Genomic DNA, 22,970 nt, shown 5'->3' with positions numbered 1-22,970 from the left:
GCAACAATCGGTCAACTTAGTGCATAGCAAACCGTCGTTCAATGGATAAATAGGGCCTTGTCCCCGTGGCAGGCAATCACATTGAACCCCCTCCCGGTCGCTGTTCTCAAACCTGCATAGACCACGGCCCTGGAACACGCACGATGACTTTCATTCTATGGTTGGCCGTATTGGGCGCCGTACTGCTCACCCTCGCCCTCACCTCCTCCTATTTGCGCTGGATGCCGGTGACCACCTCAGCGGTGTGCTTGTTGCTGGGCATCGCCATTGGCCCGCTGGGCGTGGACTTGTTGCACCTGGACGTGAAGGGCTCAGCGCGCTGGATGGAGCACCTGACGGAAGTGGCGGTGCTGTTTTCGCTGTTTGTCAGCGGTTTGAAATTGCGCCTGCCGCTCAAGCACCGCACCTGGCGCATCGCCTTTGGCATGGCCGGGCCGGTGATGCTGCTGACCATCCTCGGCACCTGCCTGTTGCTGCACTACCTGTTCGATTTAACCTGGGGCGTTTCATTGCTGGTGGGAGCGATGCTGGCGCCCACAGATCCGGTGCTGGCCGGCCTGGTGCAGGTCAACAATGCCCAGGACTATGACGCATTGCGATTCGGCCTGTCCGGCGAAGCAGGGTTGAACGACGGCACTGCGTTTCCTTTTGTGATTTTTGGCCTGCTGTTCATGCAACATGGCGGTTTCGACGGCGACTGGTTCGGCGGCTGGGTGCTGAAGAACCTGCTGTGGGCGGTACCGGCCGGGCTGTTGATGGGTTACTGGATGGGCCGCGGCATTGGCCGTATCACCCTGCGCCTGCGCTTGATCAATGCCGATAGCACCCTGTCACCGAATGACTACCTCACCCTCGCGCTGATTGCCCTGGCGTATGTGACGGCTGAAGCGGTCGGCGGCTACGGCTTCTTGTCGGTGTTTGCGGCGGGCCTGGGGCTGCGCCAGGCCGAGGTCAAATCCACCGGTTATGCGCAAACGCCGGCCGAGCACCTGGCCCAGCCGGTGGTGGGCCATCTGGAGATCGAGCCCGAGCAGGCGCTGCACGGTGACGTCAGCCAGTTGAAGGACACCCAGATCGCCGCCGGCGTGATGATGGGCGACATGCTGGCTTTTGGCAGCCTGGTCGAGCGCTCGATGGAAGTGTTCCTGGTCAGCGTATTGGGCATCGTGTTGGTCAGCCATTGGGATTGGCGCGCGCTGGCGGTGGCGGCGTTGCTGTTCTGTGTGGTTCGCCCGCTCAGCGTGTTTGCGATGCCTTGGGGCAGCCTGCTGGATCGGCGGCAACGCAGCCTGGTCAGTTGGTTTGGTATTCGTGGGATCGGCAGCCTCTACTACCTGTTCTATGCGCTCAACCATGGGCTGATCGGTACCAGCAGCGCCGTGGCGGTGAACCTGACCCTCTCGGTGATCGCGCTGAGCGTGATGGTGCATGGCCTCAGCACCCAGCCCTTGCTGGCGTGGTACGAACGACGCGCCGCGCACAAAAAATGAATCCTGCGCCGCGCTTGGCGTGACGGATAACCGCGTACCGGGCCAGAAGGTTTCAGTGGATCAAGCACAGTAAGAATACCTACTGTTCAAGCTCACCGATCCCTTTGGCCCGCCGCCCGATCAATCCTGACTGTCGGTATTGCCGACGTCGGCCGCTTCATCCAGATCGTTGAGCGGCACTTGCGCATCATCCATCAGCGAACCCGGATCTTCATTGCCGGGGTCGTTGAGTTCTTCGTCGAGTTCTTTTGACATGACCGTCTCCGTTAACCGCCTTGGGTATCGATATCGGCATCGGTTTCAGGCTTGTGCTCGCGCTCAGGCTTGAAGTCTGGACTGTAGTCGTTTTCCTTGGCCTTGGGGTCGCTGGCAGGCGTCGGGTCCTTGGGCGCATCGGCAGCGGTGCCCGGAGCGGGCTCGCCACCATCGATGGCAGGGTCATTGCGGTTGCTGGTTTGGGGATCGTTGGATGTAGACATGGCATACCTCTTCACAGACCGGTAATAAATCTTTACCGCGTAAAGCTAAGGCGTCACGTGCCCCAGTGAAGTTCCGTCCGATTGCTCAGCGCAGTGGATTGTCCACCTGGATATAAAACGCATAGATGCCCAGCACCAGCCAGAACACCATGAACAACCACGGCGCGCGCATGGAAAACAGCAACGACTTGCGATAGCCCTTGTGACTGGACTCCATTTCGGAAAACAGCGGCGATTCATCGTAGGCCAGGCCCATCACCGGCTCGCTGCGCAGCAATTCGCTTTGCTTGTAGTGCCAGTGATCAATGATCTGGTAGGCCGCGCGTATGCCAGGCCAGGCGTTGAGCGAGCTGAGAATACCCAGCGCGGCGAGGATCACCGGCACCACCAGCGTGAACAGCTTGCCCCATTCCGGGTTGAGGTTGCCCATGCCGGACACGAAGGCGATCACCAGAAACGATTGCGCAGTGAGGTAAGCGTCAGTGCGGTTGGCCAGGATGCTGGTTTCGTACTGGATCTCGCGCCGGTAGAAGTCGAGGCGATCCTTGGGCGAGCCGAAGATCTTGGCGTTGTGTTCGCTATGGTCGGTCAGGGCCGCTTCCGGCGTGTTTGGGGAGATGATTCGGGGCACAACGATGCTCCACAAAGTGACGGGACTCGTTAGAAGAATCGGACGTGGATGAAGTTCAAGTTTCTTGCGCACCAAGTCAGGGCGCCCTCTGCCCCCTTGTGGTGAGCCCGCTTCTGTGGCGAGCGAGCTTGCTCGCGCTGGGCTGCGCAGCGGCCCCCACAAAAGCGCGAGCGCTGCGCACTCCAGCGCGGGCAAGCTCGCTCGCCATAGGTAATTGCCACCTTGTGTGCGTTCCGGCACATCCCTTGCTTTATCCATTCATCTACCCGAAAACAGGAGCATTCGTTACCCCGCGACCCAGAGCCGACTCCATAAGAAAGTAAGGACCAGGCCTGTTGGCACCCTCAGCCACGGGCTCATAAGAACATGCGTTTTTTAAGCGGCAGTGCCACCCAGGAAACCCTCGGCACTGACAAGGTACTGGAATGGCTCGAACTTTCTTCGATGAAATGAATGACGCAAACGGCGTATGCCGCGCCCACTATCAGGATTTTTCCCGCTGGCTGGCCAACACGCCGCCGGAACTGCTGGCCCAGCGTCGCCGTGAAGCCGACTTGCTGTTCCATCGCGCCGGGATCACCTTCACCCTGTATGGCGACGAGCAAGACACCGAACGCCTGATTCCCTTCGACATCACCCCCCGCAGCACCCCCGCCAGTGAGTGGAGTCTGATCGAGCGCGGCTGTATCCAGCGGGTCAACGCACTGAACATGTTCCTCGCCGACATCTACCACGACCAGCGCATTATCAAGGCCGGGATCATTCCGGCAGAACAGGTGCTGGGCAACGAGGGCTATCAGAAGGCGATGGTCGGCCTGGACCTGCACCGCGACATTTACTCGCACATCTCCGGTGTCGACCTGGTACGCGACGGCGACGGCACCTATTACGTGCTCGAAGACAACCTGCGTACCCCCAGCGGCGTGAGCTACATGCTCGAAGACCGCAAGATGATGATGCGCCTGTTCCCGGAAGTGTTCGCCAAGCAACGCATTGCGCCGGTGGACCACTACCCCAACCTGCTGCTCAAGACCTTGAAAAGCGCCAGCCGCCTCGATAACCCCAATGTGGTGGTATTGACCCCTGGGCGCTTCAACAGCGCTTTTTTCGAACACGCGTTCCTGGCGCGGGAAATGGGCGTGGAGCTGGTCGAAGGCGCCGATCTGTTCGTGCACGACCTCAAGGTATTCATGCGCACCACCGATGGCCCCAAGGCGGTGGACGTGATCTACCGGCGCATCGACGACGCCTTCCTTGACCCCGAGGCGTTCAACCCCAAGTCAATGCTCGGCGTACCCGGCCTGGTGGCGGCCTATTGCGCGGGTAATGTGGTGCTCGCCAACGCGATCGGCACCGGGGTGGCTGACGACAAGTCGATCTACCCCTATGTGCCGGCGATGATCCGCTTCTATCTGGACGAGGAGCCAGTGCTGCAAAACGTACCGACCTTCCAGTGCCGCAAGCCCGATGAACTGTCCCATGTGCTGGCCAACCTGGAACAACTGGTGGTCAAGGAAACCCAGGGTTCCGGCGGCTACGGCATGTTGGTGGGCCCCGCCTCCAGCGCAGCCGAGATCGAAGATTTTCGCCAGCGCATCAAGGCGCGTCCCCACGCTTACATCGCCCAACCGACCTTGAGCCTGTCCACCTGCCCGACCTTTGTCGAAAACGGCATCGCGCCCCGGCATATCGACCTGCGCCCCTTCGTGCTCTCGGGCAAGGAAACCCGCCTGGTGCCGGGCGGCTTGACCCGCGTGGCGCTGAAGGAAGGCTCGCTGGTCGTCAACTCGTCGCAAGGCGGCGGAACCAAGGACACCTGGGTGGTGGAGGGCTGAGTATGTTGAGTAGAACCGCTGCTGATCTGTACTGGATGTCGCGCTACCTGGAACGCGCCGAGAACCTGGCGCGCATGTTGGAAGTCAGTTATTCACTGTCGTTGATGCCCCAGGCCGGGCGCAGCGATGGCCTGGATGAGCTGGCAATGTCGTTGCTCAGCAGCGGCACCCTGGACAGCTACCTGGAGCGTCACCAGACCCTGGATGCCGAGCGCATGTTGCACTTCTTCGCCCTCGACGAAGAAAACCCGGCCAGCATCTACAACTGCCTGCGCGCCGCCCGAGGCAATGCCCACGCCGTGCGCGGGCGCATCACCGCCGATATGTGGGAAAACCTCAACGCCACCTGGCTGGAAATGCGCAGCATCGCCGCCGGCGGCCTGGCGCGGCATGGCATCAGCCACTTCTGCGACTGGGTCAAGCAACGCTCGCACCTGTTTCGCGGCGCGACCTCGGGCACCATCATGCGCAATGACGCCTACCGGTTTATTCGCCTGGGCACCTTTGTGGAACGCGCCGACAACACCTTGCGCCTGCTGGATGCGCGCTATGAGATGTTTGGTGAAGAGTCCGAAGAAGTCAGCGACTTGTCGGCTCGCGGTTATTACCAGTGGAGCGCCCTGCTGCGTGCGCTGTCCTCGTTCGAGGCGTACACCGAGTTATACCCCAACGCCCTGAATGCACGCTCGGTCTCGGAGCTACTGCTGTTACGCAGCGATGTCCCGCGCTCGCTGCACGCGTGCATCGAAGAGTTGAGCCATATCCTCGCCGACTTGCCCGGCAGTTACGGACGCACGGCGCAGCGCCTGGCGGCGGAGTTCGAAGCAAGGCTGCGGTATACCGGGATCGATGAGATTCTGGAAGATGGACTGCACGCCCGGTTGACGGACTTTATCGACACCGTGCGCGAGTTGGCGCGGGCGATACACAGTTCTTACCTGGAAGTAATCTAAGCAACACCACCGCTCGAATGTGGGAGGGGGCTTGCTCCCGATAGCGGTGGGTCAGCTACATACTGGCTGGCAGATACGCCGTAATCGGGAGCAAGCCCCCTCCCACATTTGAATCGCCGTAATCTGTCAAACATTGATCGCCCACCACCTCGGCAGCAACTGTCGAACCCGCGACTCGCCAAAGCGGTCATCAATCAACATCACCACGCCGCGATCGTGCTGGCTGCGGATCACCCTCCCCGCCGCTTGCACCACCTTCTGGATGCCGGGATACAGGTAGGTGTAGTCATACCCCGCGCCGAAAACCTCGCCCATGCGTGCCTTGATCTGTTCATTCACCGGGTTGAGTTGCGGCAAGCCCAGGGTGGCAATAAAAGCGCCAATCAAACGCGCCCCCGGTAGGTCGATACCTTCGCCAAACGCGCCGCCCAATACCGCAAAACCGATGCCTTGGCTGTGCTGGGTGAACTGGTCCAGGAACGCCTGGCGCTCGGCCTCGGCCATGCCGCGTGACTGCAGCCACAGTGCAATCTGCGGGTGTCGCTCGGCGAGTAACTGCGCCACTTGCTGCAGGTAATCGAAGCTGGAGAAAAACGCCAGGTAGTTGCCCGGCTGCTCGGCAAATTGCCGGGCGATCAATTCCACAATAGGTTCCAGCGACGCCTGGCGGTGCACAAAGCGTGTAGAGATGCGCTCAACGATGCTGACCTGCAATTGCTCGGCCTTGAACGGCGACTCTACATCGACCCAGGCAGTATCCGCCGGCAACCCGAGTAAATCGGCGTAATAGTGGCGTGGGCTCAGGGTCGCGGAAAACAGCACGCTGCTGCGAGCCGCCGTCAATCGGGGCCGGATGAATTCGGCCGGCACCACATTACGCAGGCACAGGGTCGAGCTACTGCGCTTGCCACTGAACTGGCGCTTGCTGATGTCGAAGATGAAGTGTTCGTTGAATAGCTCGGCCACCTTGGAAAATTGCAGTGCTTCAAAGTAGAAGGCTTGCAGGTCTCCATTGAGGGACTCGGGGTGATCGTTGAAGTAGTCGCCCATGGCGCTGGTGCACAGGCTCAGGGCCTGTAGCAGTTTGTCGGGCCGGGTGGCATAGGCCTGATACGGCGCGACTTGTTCCTTGTGCAACGCGTTCCACTCGCGGTTCAGGCGCTGCAAGGGTTTGTTCAGCGGCTCGGGCGCGGTATCGCGCAAGGTCTTGAGGCTGTATTGGTCGAGGCTGGCGCTGTACATCGAACGGGCGCGTTCCACCAGGTTATGGGCCTCGTCGACCAGCGTCGCAACACGCCATTGGTTCAACTGCGCCAGGCCGAATAACAGGGCGCCGAAGTCGAAAAAATAGTTGTAGTCGGCGACCACCAGGTCGGCCCAGCGCGCCATTTCCTGGCTGAGGTAATACGGGCACACGTCATGGGCCAGCGCCACACTGCGCAGGCTGCGCTGATCGAGCAGGCGAACCCTGGACGCGGCATGGCGGGCGGCGGGCAAGCGGTCGTAAAAACCCTTGGCCAGCGGGCAGGAATCACCATGGCAGGCTTTATCCAGGTGTTCGCACGCCTTGTCCCGTGCAACCAGTTCAAGTACACGCAGCGGCAGATCCGGACTGCTGTCGTACAGCACCTGGGCGGCATCCAGGGCGAGCTTGCGCCCCGGCGTTTTGGCGGTAAGGAAGAACACCTTGTCCAGCTGCTGCGGCGCCAGCGCCTTGAGCATCGGGAAGAGGGTACCGACGGTCTTGCCGATGCCCGTGGGCGCCTGGGCCATCAGGCAACGACCGGTGCTGACCGCCTTGTAGACCGACTCGGCCAACGTACGCTGCCCGGGACGAAAATCGGCATGGGGAAATGCCAGGGCTTGGGCGGCCTTGTTGCGCTTATCGCGGTGCTGCATTTCCAATTGTGCCCAGTCGAGGAACAACGCACATTGCTGATTGAAAAAGCGCTCAAGCTGCGCCGCCTCGAAACGTTGGTTCAGCAGCGTCTCGCCTTCGCCAACGATATCGAAGTACACCAGCGCCAAGTCGATTTCGCCGAGGCCGAGCTTCTGGCACATCAGCCAGCCATACACCTTGACCTGGGCCCAGTGCAGTTGCCGATGGTTGGCGGGCTGGGCAGAGAGGTCGCCGCGGTAGGTTTTGACTTCTTCAAGGCGGTTGGCGTCGGGGTCGTAGCCGTCCGCCCTGCCCCGCACGTTGAGCTGCTGGTATTGCCCCTCCAGGGCGACTTCATTCTGGTAGTGCGCGCTGCGCCGGGACGCCACCGTACGGTGGCCGACGATACCTTCCTGGGCGCTGGGCGACGGGGTAAAGCGCAGGTCAAGGTCGCCGACCTTGGCCGTGAACTCACACAGCGCCCGTACGGCCACGCTGTAACTCAAGCGGGTTGCTCCGCCCAGCGCACGTAACAGACGGTGACCGGCATCTGGTACTCGCCGCAAAATTGCAGCCAGCGCAATTGGTTGTCTTGCAGGCGGTCGCCCGGGCCCTTAACCTCGATCATGCGGTAGGTTTTTTGTGCAGGCCAGAACTGGATCAGGTCCGGCATCCCGGTGCGGTTGGCGCGGATATCCAGCAGCAGGCGTGTGAACCAATGGCGCAGGTGCTCGGCGGGCAGGCAGGCCAGAGCTTGCTCCAACAGCTCTTCGCTAAGCAGGTTCCAGAACACGAAAGGTGATTGGATACCCCATTTATCCAGAAAACGTTGGCGGATGGTGGCCTTGTAGCGCTCATCCCCCAGTTGCTCGAAACACGTAGCAAACAACGCCTCGCGGCGTTGATGGAAGTCTTCGCTGTGCAGGTCCGCCGGCCCACGCTGGAACGGATGGAAGAACGCGCCCGGCAGCGGCGCGAAAATCGCTTCCCAGCACAACAGGCCGAACAGCGAGTTGATCAACCCATTCTCGACGTAATGCACCGGTGCCTCGGGCTCGTTCAGGTGCGCCTGGACGCAGTATTCCACCGACATCAGCGGCGCCTGGGCGAGTGCCAGGTCAAGGCGTGCAACCGCTTGCGGCTTGGCCTTGGGCAACGCCGGTTCGCCGAGTTTGCGGCGCAGGCGCGGCAATACACGCAGCAAGTGCTGTTGTTCAGCGGCGCTTTCCGGGGCCTGCTGGGCTGCAGTGGCCAGGGCCAGCGCTCGGGCGTAATCCTCTTGGCGCTCAACGACCCGGATCAACCGCGCACGTGCACCGGGATAGGCGCAGGCAAGGTAGATCTGTTCAGCCAGCGCAAGCTCGGCGCAGCGCTCGCAATACTGGCCGATCTGGAACAACAGCTTGGCGCGGCGTTTTTCCAGCCAGGGGTTGTCGGTGCACAGGCCGGCGATCTGCACCAGCAGCGTGTCCAATGCCTCACCGGCTTCAAACGCTTGCTGGCACTGGTGCAGGAACAGGAACCCCACCACGTCGTCACGCGTGCGTAACCCGCGGGACTCGGCGCAAATCTCGACTTTTTCATAGGTGTAGATGCCCAGGTCTGCCAGCACGAACTCGGACCAGTCCTGGTGCAGGTTGCCAAAGAACATCAAGCGCAGGCGATCACACAACGCCATGACCGTAAGGCTATAGAGCACATCATCCAAGCCCGGGCACCATTGAGCAAAACTGCGCGGCTCGCTGAACTGCGCCGCCAGCGGTTCGAGCCAGGTGGCCTTGTTGCCCTTGGGCTGATCGATCCAGGGCCTGAACGCGCCGAGGATTTCGCCCTTTTGCAGCAAGGCGAACAAGGTGGCAAACGGCAGCGGGCTTTGGTCATCCACCCATCCCAGTTCTCGTAATGGGCCCGCGGCCGCATGGGGGCAGCCGATTTCCACATAATTAAGCTTGGCGCCGCGAAAATGCACACCCTTGCGCATCACCATGCGCACCAATAACGCCTGGGACGCCTGGGGCAACCTGTCAAATTGCTGAATGAAATGCTGTTCGTCCGCATCGAGCAGATCGGCATAGCGTTGCCCCAGCCAGGCCAGGACCTGGCGGAAGTTATGCAGGTAATACAAGGGGTCTTCGAGGGGGTTGGCCATGGCGCAAGGGAGTCAAATACTGGTTATGCATACAGAGTGCCGATGCAAAGCCGTTGTTGCAATCGGTAATAGATAAATGGCGCCTGCAACTTTTTGCAAAAAAACGATCAGATGAGGGAGTTGATCGCGTAACATTTATAGCCCACAGCCAGACGCTGCGGGACTTTTCAGGGTTAAAGGTAAGGGTTATGAACATGAAGAATTTGGGTCTGCCGCTGGTTGCACTCACTTTTCTGGTATTGGCCGGTTGCTCCACGCAAACGGTAGTGACATTGCAAAATGGCACGCAGTATTTGACCAAGGACACGCCCAACGCCAAGACAGCCGACGGCTTCTATGAATTTACCGATATCGCCGGCAAGCGCATTCGCATCAAGGCCGATGATGTAGCCACGGTGCGCAAGGAAAACTAATCTTCGAATCAACACCGATCAAATGTGGGAGGGAGCAAGCCCCCTCCCACAGTTTTCAACCGCATTCCAACTTAAGCGATAACAATCCCCTCCCCCGACAGACTGCTCACGCCCACCAACGTCACCGAATCGGCACCAAAACTAATCACCGTATCCCCGCCCACCACCTTGGTGTGATCGCGATAATCGGGACTGCCCTGCACATCGTTGAACACCAGCTTGTCTGTCGACTGATAGCCAATCACTCGATCATTACCAAACTGCCCACTGAACAAAAACGTGTTATGCCCGCTGCTGTCGCGGATCGTGTCATTACCCTTGCCGCCTTCGATAAAGTCCGCCCCCCTGCCGCCCTTGATCAGGTCGTCGCCGTCGCTGCCGATGATAAAGGTATTGCCCTTGTGCGCCTCGGCGTTGCGGTTCAAGTCCTGCACCCAGGTGTTGGCCCGTGCCGGATCGGACAGGTTGGCGACGATCACTGTGGAGTCACGGGTCATCTGCTCGTAGAAGCCGGACTCGAGGATGCGCGTCATGCCGTCGCCATAACCGGTGGGCAAGTGCGAGACCCAGGTCGGCAGGTTGAGGATGGAAAACGGCAGCACGTTCCACAGTGCGGAAGCGTAGTGGTCGTTGAAGCTGACAATATTGTCGGTGCTCGATTCGTGGGGTTTGTCGTGTACGCCCAGGGACGACAGGTTGAATGAGGAACCGTCCAGCGCCCGGAATACCGGGTCGTTTTCGTAGCCGACGTTAAGCACCTTGTCGCCGGCGCTTTGGGTGGGCGACGCATAGGCTACGTAATTGGAATCGGTGTAGAACCCTGACCATTTGCTCCCGCTCAGATCCGCCATGCTGTTGACCGCAAGGCCGCCCAGGCTGTGGCCGCTGACCACCACATCCTTGCCGCTCAAGCCCTGGGCGCTGGCATAGTCAGCGACGTTGCCGAGCAAGTTGCCAAACGCCTCGCCAGCGTAATTTTTTGCATAGTCCTTGGGACCGAATGCAGCAAGCAGGTCACTGATCACATCCCCGATGGAATCGGTGATCAGGCTTTCCCGTGGCCCCGAGGTGCCACGGAAGCCGATGCCGATTTCCAGCAGTTTGCCGGCGTCATCGTATTTGCCCAGCACTTCCACTTGGGCGGTACCGTAGGCAGCCTTTTCGCCAAAGAAGGTGCCACGGGCATCGACCTTGCCGGTATAGCCCAGGGTGCTGGCGCTGATGGGGGTCCAACCGGCCTGTTGCACTGCGTCGAGGGCGGCTTTTTCTGAATCCGGGTTCCACGGGATCCCGGGAATCACGCCTTGGGCGTTGCCGCTGCCAATCAGCGCGCTCACCAGCGTGGCCGGCAGGCCAAGGCCCAAGCCGTTGTTCTGGTAACCCACGGCAAAGCCGTTATCCAGGTTGTGGTAGGAATACATCGTGATCGCCATCGCATCGGCGAACAACGTTTTGGAACCCTCGGTGCCGAGGTTTTTATAGTCAAAGATACCCATTGGTAGTGCCTCTCTGTTGTTGGATTTGTAGAGAAAGCCAAAACACCTGTTATCCGTTACCTACTGTAGGAGTGAGCTTCTGTGGCGAGGGAGCTTGCTCCCTCGCCACAACCAACTACACCTGACCTTTAGAACGCCCAGTCCAGGCTCAAGCCGACGCCGTGCACCTTCTCTTTGCTGGCCAGCAGGCCGTTGTAGTCAAAGTTCACCCGCGCATCCTTGCTCAACGCCAGGCTGACCCGTGCCCCAACCAGTGCGGCATCCCGCACCATCGGCGCACTTTCGACCGCGAACGACGGGCCACCGGAGGCAAACGCCAGGTGTTGCTCGGAATCGGTGCTGCTCAGGTTGTGCTGCCAGCCCAGAGTGCCGGAGACTTCCAATTGCTGGTGGTCGTTGACGTTGAAGGTCTTCAAGGCGCGCACACCCAAGGTGCTCAACACCAGGTCGCGGCTGTCGTCGCCACTTTTCAGCGCAGCGGCATCGCCCTTCTCTTTGAAGCTGTCCGTGTCCAGGTGCACATAGGCCAGGTTGGCGAACGGCTCCAGGGCCAGCGGTTGCAGGTTGATGCGATACGCCGCTTCGGTGAACACCTGGGTGCTGTGCGCATCGACCTTGGCCTTTTGCTTGCCGGCGACATCGCCGTATTGCAGATCGCGCTTCACATCGGCGCGGTGCCAGCTGTAGGTCGCCCCACCGCTCAGGCGCCAGGCGCCGATTTCATGCCCGGCATAAGCACCGAAGTGGTAGCTGTCGACCGAGGCGCGGCTATGGGTGTCGCTGCCCATGTTCAGCGAGGTATCGCTGTAACCCGCGACCAGACCAATGCGCGTGGCGTCGTCGAGGGCACCGTCCACCCCGGCAAGCATCCCGCCGATGGAGGTGTTATAGCCAGCGGTGTCGCTGCGGCTGTCGGTCTTGCCCCAGGCGCCCAGGGCCTTGACCCATACGTTGCCACGGCTGTCGATGGCTTGGCTGGTTGCGCCCATCTCGCCATTGCGCAGGCGCTCGCCCACTGCTTCGCGTACATAACGGCTGTCATTGACCAATGCAGTTTGCAGCGCCGGATAGACTTCACCGCTCAGTTGCTGGAACGCGCCCTGGGCCGAAGCGGCCGTCGGTGCCAACAGCAAGCTTTCATACACGCCATTGCCCGCACCCAATTGCTCAGCGGCTGCGGCCACGGCGCGTTGGTTCGGTGTAGCAGCAACACTGGCGAAGCTGTTGGTGCGTGTCACGTCTAACTGCACACCGTTGGCCGCGTAATTCAAGGTGCCGCCGACAAACAGATAGTTGGGCAGTACAGCACCAAAGCTGCCGGTGACACCGCCCGCCGCTTGCAGGATGTTGTACTGACGGCCGATCAGGCTTTGGGCCTGGGTTGCACTCAACAGTGTCGGGCTGTTTTCCAGGGCCAGGGTTACGGTGCCGCCATTGAGCGTGGCGGTACCCCCGGCGACGATACGGTCGCTGCTGGCAGGCGATAATTCCACGGCGTAGGTCGAGCCCGGGTTGAAGGTGACATTACCCGCCACGTTCAGGGTGCCAATGGAATTGCCCGGCGCCACGGCGCCGCCGCTATTTGCGGTCAGCGAGCCGATACGCCCCGAGCCACCGATTACGCCGGCCTGGCTGACGATGACATCGGAGGTGACCGAACCGTTGACCGCCAGCAAGCCCTGGTTGACCAGGGTCGGGCCGCTGTAGGTGTTGGCGCCGGCCAGCACCAGGGTGCCGATGCCCTGCTTGGTCAAGCCGCCATGGCCTGAAATGTTGTTGCTCCACACATCCAGCCCGCAGTGCACGTCGTTGCAAATGCGCTGGGTCGGTTTGCCCGCGTCCACCACCGCACCGACGCCCGGCAGGTCCGCGACGAACTGGCCGCTGCCATAGGCGCCCTCAATGCGGAACTCGGCAGGAATGTCCTCGGCGGTCACAAACATCCCCGGGCCGTTGACCGCCTTGCCCAGGTTGATCATGCCCCAGCCATACAGCGAGTCGATACCCGGCGCGCCGAGGTCAGTGGCCGTGGTCTTGAGCACCGTGGAGATCTGGTCGCCGCTCATGTACTCGAAGCGCTCCATCAGCACCGCTGCTGCACCCGCCACATGGGGGGCGGCCATGGAGGTGCCGTTTTTGTTGGCCCAGTCGGTGGTCAGGTTGTTCAGGTCGGTGCCGTTGATGATCGAGCTGTAGATCTTGGTACCGGGTGCCGACACGCAAAAACTCGCCGCATAGCCGCAACGTGAAGAGAAGGTGCTGATCACATACGGATCAGGGCTGGCGGTGTCCGGGTTCTGCTGCAATGCCGCCACCGACAGCCAGTTCGGCGCAATCTCCGGCACAAAGTACGCCAGGCCGGAAATCGCGTCCGGGTTGTTGCGGTTGTAGTCGTTACCGGCGGCAAAGATGGTCAGCACACCACTGCGGGCCGCGTCGATGGCGCCTTGATAAGCACCACCTGCGATCGTGCCGAGGATCGGCCGGATCGTATTGAACTGCGCCTGGGCTTCATTCACGGTGAAATTGGGGAACGCCGGATCGCGGCCGCCCTTGGCGTACTGGTCACCGATGCCGATACCCCAGCTGTTGTTGATGATGCGTGCGCCGCTGGCAACCAACCCGTCCCAGCCGGCCTTGTAAACCGCGCCATCATTGCCGAGGATAATCCCGTCTTCCGGGCCCGGGTCACCGTTTTCGGCGGTGAGGATTTGCGCATTGAACGCCACGCCATGCATCGGCCCGCCATCGCGGTTACCCGCAGCAATGCCGCCGACGTGGGTGCCGTGGTTACCCAGCTTGCCGTTGGAGTCCTTGGACGGCGTGCCGTCGTAGCGGAACGCATCACCGGCCTTCACCGGGATATACGGGTCGGTATATTGGCGAATGCCCTCGGTGACAATCGTCACCACCTTGTCGGGGCTGGCGAATTCCGGGTGCTGGGCATACACCGGCTGGTCAAAGATCCCCAGCTTGACGCCCTTGCCGGTGTAGCCGGCGGCATACGCGGTGTCGGCATGCACGGCGCCCAAGCCCCAGTCGGCCTTGAACTCGTTGCTGCGCCAACTGGCGGCATCACCCAGCTTGCCGGTTTCCACATAGGGTGCAGCCTGAGCGGTTCCCAGGCTTGCCAGGCAACACAGCAACGCGCCGTATGGCACGCAGCTCAGCGCCTTGAGCGGGTAGCCCGGGCCGGTGTGGATGGCGGTAGTTAACCCTGACTTGCGTTTTTTCACGGTGACCTTCCTTAGTTTTCTTATTGCACGTGTGTAAATCACTTTCTCCAGAACACCGCCGATTCAATGTGGGCGCTGGCTTGCCTGCTCCCACATTTTTTGTTCGCGGTGTCTTCAGAACTGCCAGTTCAGGCTCAAACCCACACCCTGGGTTTTCGCGCGGCCACCCAACTGGCCGTTGTAATCCAGGTTGACCCGCGTCGCGGCATTCAGCGCCAGGCTGGCTTGCAGCCCCACCAAAGCAGCGTCACGCAGCAATGGCGCACTGCGCACGGCAAATGAAGGGCCGCCTGCGACAAACGCCAAGTGCTCTTCGGATTCCACGGCGGTGAGGCTGTGTTGCCAGCCCAACGAACCAGAGAGTTCCAGTTGCTGGTGGTCATTGAGGGCCAGGGTTTTCAATGCCCGTACGCCAAGGGTGCTGAGCACCGCATCGCGACGGTCACTACCGCGTTCCAGGGCGGCGGCATCGCCTTTTTCGTGGAACGACTCGCTGTTCAGGTGCACATAGGCCAGGTTGGCGAACGGTTCCAAGGCCACCGCTTGCAGGCGGATGCGGTACGCTGCTTCGGTGAAGACTTGCGCTGTGGTCGCATCCAGCTTGGTTTTTTGCTTGCCGCTGACATCACCCCATTGCAGGTCGCGCTTCACATCCCCGCGATGCCAGCTGTAGGCACCGCCGACACTCAAGCGCCAGTCGCCCAGCTCGCGCCCGGCATACGCGCCGAAGTGGTAGCTGTCGATGGATGCCGATGAGTGCGTGCCGCTGCCCATATTCAAGGAGCTGTCGCTGTAACCGGCGACCACACCCACGCGGGTCTGCTCATCCAGTGCGCCATCCACGCCCGCCAACAGGCCACCGATGGAGGTGGTCGAACCGGCCGTTTCACTGCGGCTGTCACTCTTGCCCCAGGCACCGAGTGCCTTGAACCACAGGTTGCTTTCGCCGCTCACTGGTACGTGGCGCAGGCGCTCGCCCACGGCATTGCGCAGTTGCAGGCTGTCGTTGATCAGCATCGCACCCACGGCGGGGTAGATTTCACCGGACAGTTGCTGCAAACCCTGCTGGGCGGTGGCGACTGACTGCGACTGCAACAGGCTTTCATACACCGGGTTGCTGGCGCCCAATTGCTCGGCAGCCGCCGCCACGTTGCGCTGGTTACGGGTGGCGGCGACGCTGGCAAAACTCGCGTCGTTGCGCCCCACGTTCAGTTGCACAGCGTTGGCGGCATAGTCGAGGGTGCCACCGAGGAACAGGTAGTTGGGTAGCACTTGGCCAAACTGGCCCTGGATGCCGCCCGCGGCCTCAAGGATCGAGTATTGCCGGCCAATCAGGCTTTGGACCTGACTTTGACTGAGTAACGTGGGGCTGTTTTCCAGCGCCAAGGTGACGGTGCCGCCGCCCAGGACCGCCTTGCCGCCCGCGACAATACGGTCGCTGCTGGTGGGCGTCAGTTCCACTGCATAGGTCGAGCCCGCGCCGAGGTTCACATCTCCCGCTACCTGCAAGGTGCCCACGGAATTGCCCGGTGCCACGCGGCCGCCGTTGTTTACCGACAACGCGGCGATACGCCCGGAACCGCCAAGGGTGCCGCTGTCATTCACGGTGACTGCCGAGGTCAGCGAACCGTTCACCGCCAACAGGCCGCCATTGACGATAGTGGCGCCCCGATAGGTGCTGTCACCGCTGAGGACCAGGCTGCCGGCGCCGGACTTGATCAGGCTGCCTTCATACACACGGTTCGCCGCCGCCTGGTCGCGGGCGTTGCCGATGGCGTAGTCGGTCTGGTCCTGCTGGCTGGCGGTGGCGCTCACGCCGTTCTGCCAGCCCTTGTCGATCAGGGTTTGCTGCCAGGCGCTGTGCTCGGCGCGGTCCTCGGCCTGGCGCGCAAGCAAGGCCTGGTCGGAGATACCGTTGCTCCACACATCACCCTGCCCGGCTGCCAGGTTCACATCCATGGCTCCCAGCAATTGCCCCGGGCCGTGCATCGCCCGGCCGAGGTCCGGCACGCCCCAACCGACGATTGCGTTGGGCGCCTGGGTGATCGAACCGTCAAGCTGCGTGGCAGTGGTCAGCAACACCTGCAACGCTTGCTCGTTGGTCATATAGGGGTAGCGCTCCATCACCAGCGCCAACGCCCCGGTGGCATGGGGTGCCGACATCGAGGTGCCGGATTTGACCCCATAACCACCGTCGGGAATAGTGCTGTTGATCAGCGCGCCGGGCGTGGAAATGCACCAGTATTTGGCGATACCGCACTTGTTGTATTTCTGGTTATTAGCCTTATCCAGCCCCGACACTGCCAGCCAGTGGCCTTCCAGTTCCGGCTGAAAATACGGCAAGGCCGAGCGCACGCTGGCATTGGCATAGCCGCTGTTGCCGGCGCTGAACACGTTGATCACCCCGGCCTTGGCCACATCCGCCGCGGCGTCCAGCCAGGTGCCACGGTTGTAGTGCTGGGCATAGGCGGCGTGCAGGTCACCGAGGGTCTGGTAGCTGACATCCTTGGGCTGGCTGCCCCAACTGTTGTTGATGGCGCGCACGCCGGAATCCACCATCGCGGTGTATACCGTCTTGAAGTACTTGGGGTCTGGCGTCGGGCCGAACAGGAAGCTGTCGTTGGCGTTGGTGTTGCCCACATAGACTTGCGCGTTGTACGCCACGCCGTGCATGCCCACGCCGTCGCGGGCGGCGCCCATGGTGCCGGTGACATGAGTACCGTGGGAATCGTTGTTGGGGTTGAGCGCGCCCGTGGTGCTGAACGCGCTGCCGTCGACATAGGTGCCGGTGGCGGTCACCGCATGAAAGCGGTCTTTGGAGGCTTCGGGGTGATTGGCATCGAAGCCCGAGTCCAGCGCGCCGATTTTCACGCCTTGGCCACTGATCCCGGCGGCGTAGGCTTCATCGGCCTTCATACGGCCCAGGCCCCAATCGCTTTGGTATTCGGCCGAACGCCAACTGGCCGGGTTACCCGCTTGGCCGGTCTCGGTGTATTGCGCCTGTGCCGCAACGGACAACAGCAGCAATGAACCTGCGGTGAAGGGTTTGAAACGCGGTGAATCAGTGATCATCTGCACACTCCTGATTATTGTTATTCCCCTTATAGGAGCGAACTCCTACAGGTTTTTATCCGGGCCGAAGGCCTCGTCCACCTTGGCCAGGTCGGTGTCGCGCAAGTTGCCCGCGTAGTAGTGCAATTTGGTCCAGGCCATCAGGTAGTCGTACCGCGCCTGGGCCAGGTCGCGGCGAGTGCTGTAGAGCTGCTGCTCGGCATTCAGCGCATCAAGGTTGACCCGCTCGCCACCAAGGATGCTCTGCTTGGTCGACACCACCAGCGCCTCGGCGGATATCAATGCTTTCTGGTAGGCACGCAGCTTGCTCACGCCCGACAGACATGCACTGAACTGGCGGCGCAGCTCGATCAGGGTTTCGCGGGTCTTGCCTTCCAGCTCGTACTCGGCCTGCTCCATTGCGCGGCTGGCCTGGCGGGTGGAGGCCGAAATGCCGCCACCGGCATACAGCGGCATGCTCACTTCGACGCCAATAGTGTTGGTGTCGTAGCGCTGGTTGTAGGTGTTGCCGCTGTCGGACTCCTGTTTGCGCGACGTGGCATACGCGGTGATTCGCGGCAAATGCCCGGCACGATTGCGTTCCACTTCATAGCGCGCCACTTCCAGCGACTGACGCTGTGAAGCCAGCACCGGGTTGTTGGTGAGCGCCAGCTCATGCCAGGTGTCGTAATTGGCCGGGGTCAGGGTGAACGCGGCAAAGCTCTGGTTCAGCGGCGCCAGGTCGTTGATGTTGACGCTTTGCACGCCGATCAACGCGCCCAGCTCCCTGAGTGACGCGTCCTGCTCATCCAGGGCCTGGATCTCTTCGGCAGTGGCCAGCTCGTAGCGCGACTCGGCTTCAAGGATGTCGGTGCGCGTGCCCTCACCTGCCTTGAACAAGTGCTCGTTCTGCTGGAATTGCTGCTCGAAGGCCTTTTTCTTTGCCCGGGCGATGTCGATCTGATCCTGGGCAAACAGCGCCTGGGTGTAATAGCTCAACACCCGCACCAGCAGCGCCTGGCTCTTGTCGCGAAAGCTTTCATCGGCAAACAGCGCCTGGGCCACGCCCTTGCGGTAGTTGGCATAGGCTTCGTAATCGAACAACGGTTGTTGCAGGCTGAAGGTGGAGCCGTAGCTGTTGTAGTTGCGGTCGTCTCTATAGCTGCCGCCGCGCCCGTCGGGCAGATGCGCCTCGGAGTTGTTGCGGCCCTTGTTGTAGTTGTAGGACAGCCTCGGCAGCAGCCCGGCGCGGCCGATGGTGCGGTTTTCCAGGCCGGCGTCGCGCTCCTTGATCGCGCCGAGGAACACCGGATCGTTGCGCAGCGCCTGCTCGTAAACATCGAACGGGCCCATGGCGGCCTGGGCACTGCCACACACCAGCAATAGCGAAATGAACACTGGCTTCATGCTCATTCCTCAGTCAACGCGGAGCCGGCGCGATCCAGCAGCGGCTTGAACAGGTAATTGAGCAATGACCGCTCGCCGGTACGCACGAACATCTCGGCAGGCATGCCGGGCTTGATCACCAAACCGTGGAGTTTTTCCATCGCCGCGTCGCTGACGCTGGTGCGCAGCACGTAATACGGGGCGCCTGTTTTTTCATCGAGCATCTGGTCGGCGGAAATCAGGCTGACTTCGCCCGGTACCCGTGGCGTGCGGCTCTGGTTGAAGGCGGTGAAGAGGATGTCGACGGGCAAGTGCGTGCCGACCTTGTCCACCAGATGCACCGGTAGATGCCCTTCGACTTCCAGGCGCGTGCCCTGGGGCACGATTTCCAACAGGGTTTCCCCGGCGCGCACCACGGCGCCTTCGGTGTGCACGCTGAGGTTGACGGCGATGCCATCGGCCGGTGCGTTGATTTCGCTGTGTTGCAGGTTGAACCCCGCAGACGTGAGTTGCTGTTCCAGGGTCAGGCTGCGCAATTGCGCGTCGGCCAATTGGCTGCGCACCTCTTTTTGATACTCCTCGCTGTGCTGCTGCAATTTGAGCCGCGACTCGACAATGCCCTGCTCTATCCGGCCGCTTTCACCGGCGTTTTGCGCCAGGTCCTGCTGCACCTGAGACAACTGGCGCTGGTAGTCCATCAGCCGGTTGCGCGGGATGTAGCCGTTGTCGGCCAAGGGTTGCAGATTGCTCAGTTGCGCGCGCAGGGATTGGGCCTGGGCGGTCAAGTCACTGCGGGCACGGCGCATACCGCTCAACTGTGAGGTAGCGCCTTCGATGCTGGCGCGAATCCCGGCTTGTTCACGGGCGAAGGCGTCGCGGCGGCTGCTGAACAGCTGGCGCTGGCCTTCCAGCACCAACGCCAGGGCTGGATCAGGGTTGGCGCTCAGCTCGGTGGGAAAGGTAATGCTCGGCAGATTGTCGCGCTCGCTCTGCCAACGCGCCACACTGGCCCAGGCCATGCGGTACTGCGCTTGCAGGGATTGTACGTCGGCCTGGTTCTGGGTCTGGTCGAGACGAAACAGCGGCTGGCCCTGCTTGACCAGTTCGCCCTCCTTGACCAGGATGCGGCTGACCACACCGGGGCTGAAGGTTTGCACGGCCTTGCGCTTGCCCGACACCACCACGGTGCCTTGCACCGGGATGCCCTGATCCAACGGTGCCAGGCTGGCCCAAAGGAAAAAACCACCGGCACCGACGACCGTCATCAGCCAGCCCATACGCACGAAGAAGCGGGCATCGCGCTCTTTGAAACGAGGTTCTACCGTAATACTGCTCATGCGCCTGGGTTCCTTGCGGCCGGGTACTGACGACTGAAACTGACACCGGTTTTCTCTTTCGGCGCTTCCTGCTGTTGCCCGGACAACGCCCGCAGCACTTCCTGGCTGGGCCCGAACGCTTGCAGATGGCCTTCGCCGAGCACCAGCAATTTGTCGGCCTGGGCCAATGCCGAGGAGCGATGCGTCACCAGCACGACGCTGCTGCCTTGGGCTTTCATCTGCACGATGGCGCTGGCCAACGCCGCTTCGCCGACCGTATCAAGGTTGGAGTTGGGCTCATCCAGCACAATCAGGCGCGGCCCGCCGTACAGGGCGCGGGCCAGGGCCACGCGTTGTTTCTGGCCACCGGACAGGCCGCCGCCGTTATCGCCCAGCACCGTGTCGTAGCCTTGGGGCAGGCGCAGGATCAGCTCATGCACACCGGCCTGTTGCGCGGCCTGGACCACCAGCTCCGGGTCGGCCTCGCGAAAGCGTGCGATGTTGTCGGCGATGCTGCCGCTGAACAGCTCGATGTCCTGGGGCAAATAGCCGATGTGCGGGCCGAGGTCGTCGCGGTCCCAACGGTGAATGTCCGCGCCGTCCAGCCGCACGGTGCCGGCCAGGGTCGGCCACACGCCCACCAGCACGCGGGCCAGGGTGGACTTGCCGGAGCCCGACGCGCCCAGCACACCCAGCACTTCACCGGCCGCCAGGTTGAAGCTGACTTGATGCAAGGTCGCCATGTGCCGCCCCGGTGGGCCAGCACTGACCTGTTCGAAACTGACCTGGCCCTTGGGCGCCGGCAAGGCCATTTGCTCGCCCTCTGGCGGGAATTCACGCAGCAGCCCATCAAGGCGCTGGTAAGCCAGCTTGGCCGAACTCCATTGCTTCCACACCGCGATCAGCTGGTCGATGGGGCTGAGTACGCGGCCCATCAGGATGGAGCCTGCGATCATCATCCCGGCGGTCATCTGGCCCTTGATCACCAGGTAGGCGCCCAGCCCCAATACCAAAGATTGCAGGCACAGGCGCAGGGATTTGCTCAGAGAGGTAATGACCGACCCGGTATCGCTGGCGGTGTTCTGGAAGCCCAGAAACTGCGAATGCACCCCGAACCAGCGTTTGCGCAACGCACCGAGCATACCCATCGCCTGGATCGTCTCGGCGTTGTGCAGGTGGCTGGTGGCCAATTGGGTTGACTGCTGGGAAAACACACCCGCCTCGCCCAATGGTTTTTTGGTCAGGTATTCATTCAGGCAAGCCAGGGCAATCAGCAATACCGCGCCAGCCGTGGCCAGCACGCCGAGCCACACGTTGAAGAGGAAAATCACGAACAGATAGATCGGGAACCATGGCGCATCAAAGAACGCGAACAGCGCAGGCCCGGTGATGAATTGACGCAGCGCGGTCAGGTCGCCCAGGGATTGCCCGGCATGACCCTGGCCGCGTTGCAGGTTGCGTTCGAATGCGGCCTTGTACACGCGCAGATTGAAACGCCGCTCCAACTGGCTGCCAATGCGAATCACGATAAAGCTGCGGATAACTTCAAGCAGGCCAATAAACGCAAAGAAGCCCACGACCATCAGCGTCAACATCACCAGGGTGGTTTCATTCTGGGAGGACAACACACGGTCATACACTTGCAACATGTAAATCGACGGCACCAGCATCAGCAGGTTAATCAATGCCGTGAAACAGCCAACGCTGATCAAAATACTCTTGTATTCACCCAGCGCCCTGAATAAGGGCGCGACCCCTTGGGACTTCGCCATATTGTTTTATCTTCCTGGAGCGCACTGCACGTAATAGTCGCCCTGCCGAGGAAGCGCACGGCCAACTGCTAAATCGAGTTATATGCTTATAACTTTTAACTAAGGCATTCGTTTCAGCTCGACAACTTGCCCGGTTTTAGTGCGGGCTTGATATTCGCCTTCTTTCTGGCGATTCAAATGCGTGATCCCTGAGCCTTCGGCGTTAAACAGCCAAATGCCGTCCGGCGTTGGCGACCACGTCTGTGGCTTGTCGCCCAGCCATTGCTCCACACAAGCGATATCGCCTCCCAGGGCATTGGCCTGTTCCAATAAATCCAGCGCGCATACCTGGTCCTGCTGCTTCAATTGCCAATGCCCCGCCAACTGGGCGGAGGTCGGTAATACAAGACTGCTAGCCATTGCGTGGGCTCCTGCCAAAACGAACAACACCTGCGAAGCACAGGCGATCAAATGAGAAAAACGTGGCATATAAAGCTCCATCCTGGAGCGCGGCGCCGAGGCGCCGCGCCGTGCATCAGGCCACGATGTCGCTGACGGCTGCCTGGCCAACGGTGGTGACGAGGAAATCCGCCACGCCGTGCCCGGAGAAGTCCACGGCCAAGGTGCCCAGGTTAGTACCCGAGGCATAGCTCAGCACAGCATCGCCGGCATGGCCGGTGAACGCATTGACGAAGCTCAAGCCCGCCCCCTTGGTGATGCCCGACAGATCGATCTTGTCGGAACCGGAGGTGAAGTCAAAGATCTTGTCCGCAGCCCCTGGCTTGGAATCGGAACTGGCACCGTACACGAAGGTATCGCTGCCGGCCCCGCCCCACAGTTGGTCCGCACCGCCGCCGCCGTAGATGAGGTCGTTGCCGGCCCCGCCCTTGATGGTGTTGGCGACT

The 22,970-nt window shown here is 61.4% G+C and carries 17 protein-coding genes; 4 read left to right on the top strand and 13 right to left on the bottom strand.

From position 1 onward, the window contains the following. The first annotated feature begins 143 nt into the window (after positions 1–143). Positions 144–1,490 (top strand): sodium:proton antiporter, encoded by a 1,347-nt coding sequence (locus tag E4O98_RS17435; protein ID WP_032875272.1) that lies wholly within the window; start codon positions 144–146, stop codon positions 1,488–1,490. 120 nt (positions 1,491–1,610) lie between these two features. On the opposite strand, the gene E4O98_RS27665 is transcribed toward E4O98_RS17435, so the two are convergent. From E4O98_RS27665 to E4O98_RS17425, 3 genes are all read right to left on the bottom strand, one after another. Continuing rightward, complete coding sequence (locus tag E4O98_RS27665) at positions 1,611–1,745, bottom strand: hypothetical protein (protein WP_005788437.1); 135 nt, start codon at positions 1,743–1,745, stop codon at positions 1,611–1,613. An 11-nt stretch (positions 1,746–1,756) separates the two neighbouring features. Then, the gene (locus E4O98_RS17430; protein ID WP_032875270.1) at positions 1,757–1,969 is read right to left on the bottom strand and encodes a hypothetical protein; all 213 of its coding nucleotides are present in this window, start codon (positions 1,967–1,969) and stop codon (positions 1,757–1,759) included. Between the two features lie 85 nt (positions 1,970–2,054). Next, the gene (locus tag E4O98_RS17425; protein ID WP_032803895.1) at positions 2,055–2,600 is read right to left on the bottom strand and encodes a hypothetical protein; all 546 of its coding nucleotides are present in this window, start codon (positions 2,598–2,600) and stop codon (positions 2,055–2,057) included. Positions 2,601–3,025: 425 nt separating this feature from the next. Here E4O98_RS17425 and E4O98_RS17420 point away from each other — a divergent pair, with 425 nt between their 5' ends. Both E4O98_RS17420 and E4O98_RS17415 read left to right on the top strand, forming a co-directional pair. Next, the gene (locus tag E4O98_RS17420; RefSeq protein WP_248091308.1) at positions 3,026–4,435 is read left to right on the top strand and encodes a circularly permuted type 2 ATP-grasp protein; all 1,410 of its coding nucleotides are present in this window, start codon (positions 3,026–3,028) and stop codon (positions 4,433–4,435) included. A gap of 2 nt (positions 4,436–4,437) precedes the next feature. Continuing rightward, positions 4,438–5,388, top strand: a complete 951-nt coding sequence (locus E4O98_RS17415) for an alpha-E domain-containing protein (protein ID WP_005788443.1) — start codon at positions 4,438–4,440, stop codon at positions 5,386–5,388. Positions 5,389–5,514: 126 nt separating this feature from the next. Here the strand turns inward: E4O98_RS17415 and E4O98_RS17410 are convergent, their stop codons facing one another. Both E4O98_RS17410 and E4O98_RS17405 read right to left on the bottom strand, forming a co-directional pair. Continuing rightward, positions 5,515–7,773, bottom strand: coding sequence for an ATP-dependent DNA helicase (locus E4O98_RS17410; protein ID WP_148853215.1), 2,259 nt, complete (start codon positions 7,771–7,773; stop codon positions 5,515–5,517). Further along, a complete protein-coding gene (locus tag E4O98_RS17405; RefSeq protein WP_148853213.1) occupies positions 7,770–9,416 on the bottom strand; it encodes a VRR-NUC domain-containing protein in 1,647 nt (548 codons plus the stop codon). Before E4O98_RS17405 ends, E4O98_RS17410 begins: the two co-directional genes overlap by 4 nt. 188 nt (positions 9,417–9,604) lie before the next feature. Here E4O98_RS17405 and E4O98_RS17400 point away from each other — a divergent pair, with 188 nt between their 5' ends. Then, positions 9,605–9,829 carry a YgdI/YgdR family lipoprotein gene (locus tag E4O98_RS17400; protein WP_005788446.1) on the top strand — a complete coding sequence of 75 codons (225 nt, stop codon included), beginning with the start codon at positions 9,605–9,607 and terminating at the stop codon, positions 9,827–9,829. 71 nt (positions 9,830–9,900) lie between these two features. Here the strand turns inward: E4O98_RS17400 and E4O98_RS17395 are convergent, their stop codons facing one another. The 8 genes from E4O98_RS17395 to E4O98_RS17360 form a co-directional block, all read right to left on the bottom strand. Next, the gene (locus E4O98_RS17395) at positions 9,901–11,325 is read right to left on the bottom strand and encodes a lipase (RefSeq protein ID WP_103735192.1); all 1,425 of its coding nucleotides are present in this window, start codon (positions 11,323–11,325) and stop codon (positions 9,901–9,903) included. Between the two features lie 128 nt (positions 11,326–11,453). Beyond that, a complete protein-coding gene (locus E4O98_RS17390; protein WP_248135775.1) occupies positions 11,454–14,561 on the bottom strand; it encodes an autotransporter serine protease in 3,108 nt (1,035 codons plus the stop codon). 114 nt (positions 14,562–14,675) lie between these two features. Continuing rightward, positions 14,676–17,633, bottom strand: a complete 2,958-nt coding sequence (locus E4O98_RS17385) for an autotransporter serine protease (RefSeq protein WP_148853207.1) — start codon at positions 17,631–17,633, stop codon at positions 14,676–14,678. Positions 17,634–17,678: 45 nt separating this feature from the next. After that, positions 17,679–19,019, bottom strand: a complete 1,341-nt coding sequence (locus tag E4O98_RS17380) for a TolC family outer membrane protein (protein ID WP_103735195.1) — start codon at positions 19,017–19,019, stop codon at positions 17,679–17,681. Between the two features lie 2 nt (positions 19,020–19,021). Next, a complete protein-coding gene (locus E4O98_RS17375) occupies positions 19,022–20,335 on the bottom strand; it encodes an HlyD family type I secretion periplasmic adaptor subunit (protein WP_005788451.1) in 1,314 nt (437 codons plus the stop codon). Continuing rightward, entirely contained in the window at positions 20,332–22,086 is a 1,755-nt protein-coding gene (locus E4O98_RS17370; protein ID WP_248128781.1) for a type I secretion system permease/ATPase, read from the bottom strand. Before E4O98_RS17370 ends, E4O98_RS17375 begins: the two co-directional genes overlap by 4 nt. A 99-nt stretch (positions 22,087–22,185) precedes the next feature. Further along, positions 22,186–22,554, bottom strand: coding sequence for an AprI/Inh family metalloprotease inhibitor (locus E4O98_RS17365; protein ID WP_032875255.1), 369 nt, complete (start codon positions 22,552–22,554; stop codon positions 22,186–22,188). Between the two features lie 46 nt (positions 22,555–22,600). Then, a partial coding sequence (locus E4O98_RS17360; protein ID WP_248091293.1) for a M10 family metallopeptidase C-terminal domain-containing protein occupies positions 22,601–22,970 on the bottom strand: 370 nt, incomplete at its 5' end.

This window comes from Pseudomonas sp. W2Jun17, from assembly GCF_023127795.1.
Lineage (GTDB): Bacteria > Pseudomonadota > Gammaproteobacteria > Pseudomonadales > Pseudomonadaceae > Aquipseudomonas > Aquipseudomonas synxantha_A.
The sequence above is the reverse complement of the archived record's forward strand: the minus strand, read 5'-3'. Positions and strand labels throughout refer to the sequence as shown.

Excerpts from the sequence above, each read along its gene's own strand:
- E4O98_RS17435 (WP_032875272.1), top strand. The coding sequence starts at position 144 with ATGACTTTCATTCTATGGTTGGCCGTATTGGGCGCCGTACTGCTCACC.
- E4O98_RS27665 (WP_005788437.1), bottom strand. The coding sequence starts at position 1,745 with ATGTCAAAAGAACTCGACGAAGAACTCAACGACCCCGGCAATGAAGAT.
- E4O98_RS17430 (WP_032875270.1), bottom strand. The coding sequence starts at position 1,969 with ATGTCTACATCCAACGATCCCCAAACCAGCAACCGCAATGACCCTGCC.
- E4O98_RS17420 (WP_248091308.1), top strand. The coding sequence starts at position 3,026 with ATGGCTCGAACTTTCTTCGATGAAATGAATGACGCAAACGGCGTATGC.
- E4O98_RS17415 (WP_005788443.1), top strand. The coding sequence starts at position 4,438 with ATGTTGAGTAGAACCGCTGCTGATCTGTACTGGATGTCGCGCTACCTG.
- E4O98_RS17405 (WP_148853213.1), bottom strand. The coding sequence starts at position 9,416 with ATGGCCAACCCCCTCGAAGACCCCTTGTATTACCTGCATAACTTCCGC.
- E4O98_RS17400 (WP_005788446.1), top strand. The coding sequence starts at position 9,605 with ATGAACATGAAGAATTTGGGTCTGCCGCTGGTTGCACTCACTTTTCTG.
- E4O98_RS17395 (WP_103735192.1), bottom strand. The coding sequence starts at position 11,325 with ATGGGTATCTTTGACTATAAAAACCTCGGCACCGAGGGTTCCAAAACG.
- E4O98_RS17385 (WP_148853207.1), bottom strand. The coding sequence starts at position 17,633 with ATGATCACTGATTCACCGCGTTTCAAACCCTTCACCGCAGGTTCATTG.
- E4O98_RS17380 (WP_103735195.1), bottom strand. The coding sequence starts at position 19,019 with ATGAAGCCAGTGTTCATTTCGCTATTGCTGGTGTGTGGCAGTGCCCAG.
- E4O98_RS17375 (WP_005788451.1), bottom strand. The coding sequence starts at position 20,335 with ATGAGCAGTATTACGGTAGAACCTCGTTTCAAAGAGCGCGATGCCCGC.
- E4O98_RS17370 (WP_248128781.1), bottom strand. The coding sequence starts at position 22,086 with ATGGCGAAGTCCCAAGGGGTCGCGCCCTTATTCAGGGCGCTGGGTGAA.
- E4O98_RS17365 (WP_032875255.1), bottom strand. The coding sequence starts at position 22,554 with ATGCCACGTTTTTCTCATTTGATCGCCTGTGCTTCGCAGGTGTTGTTC.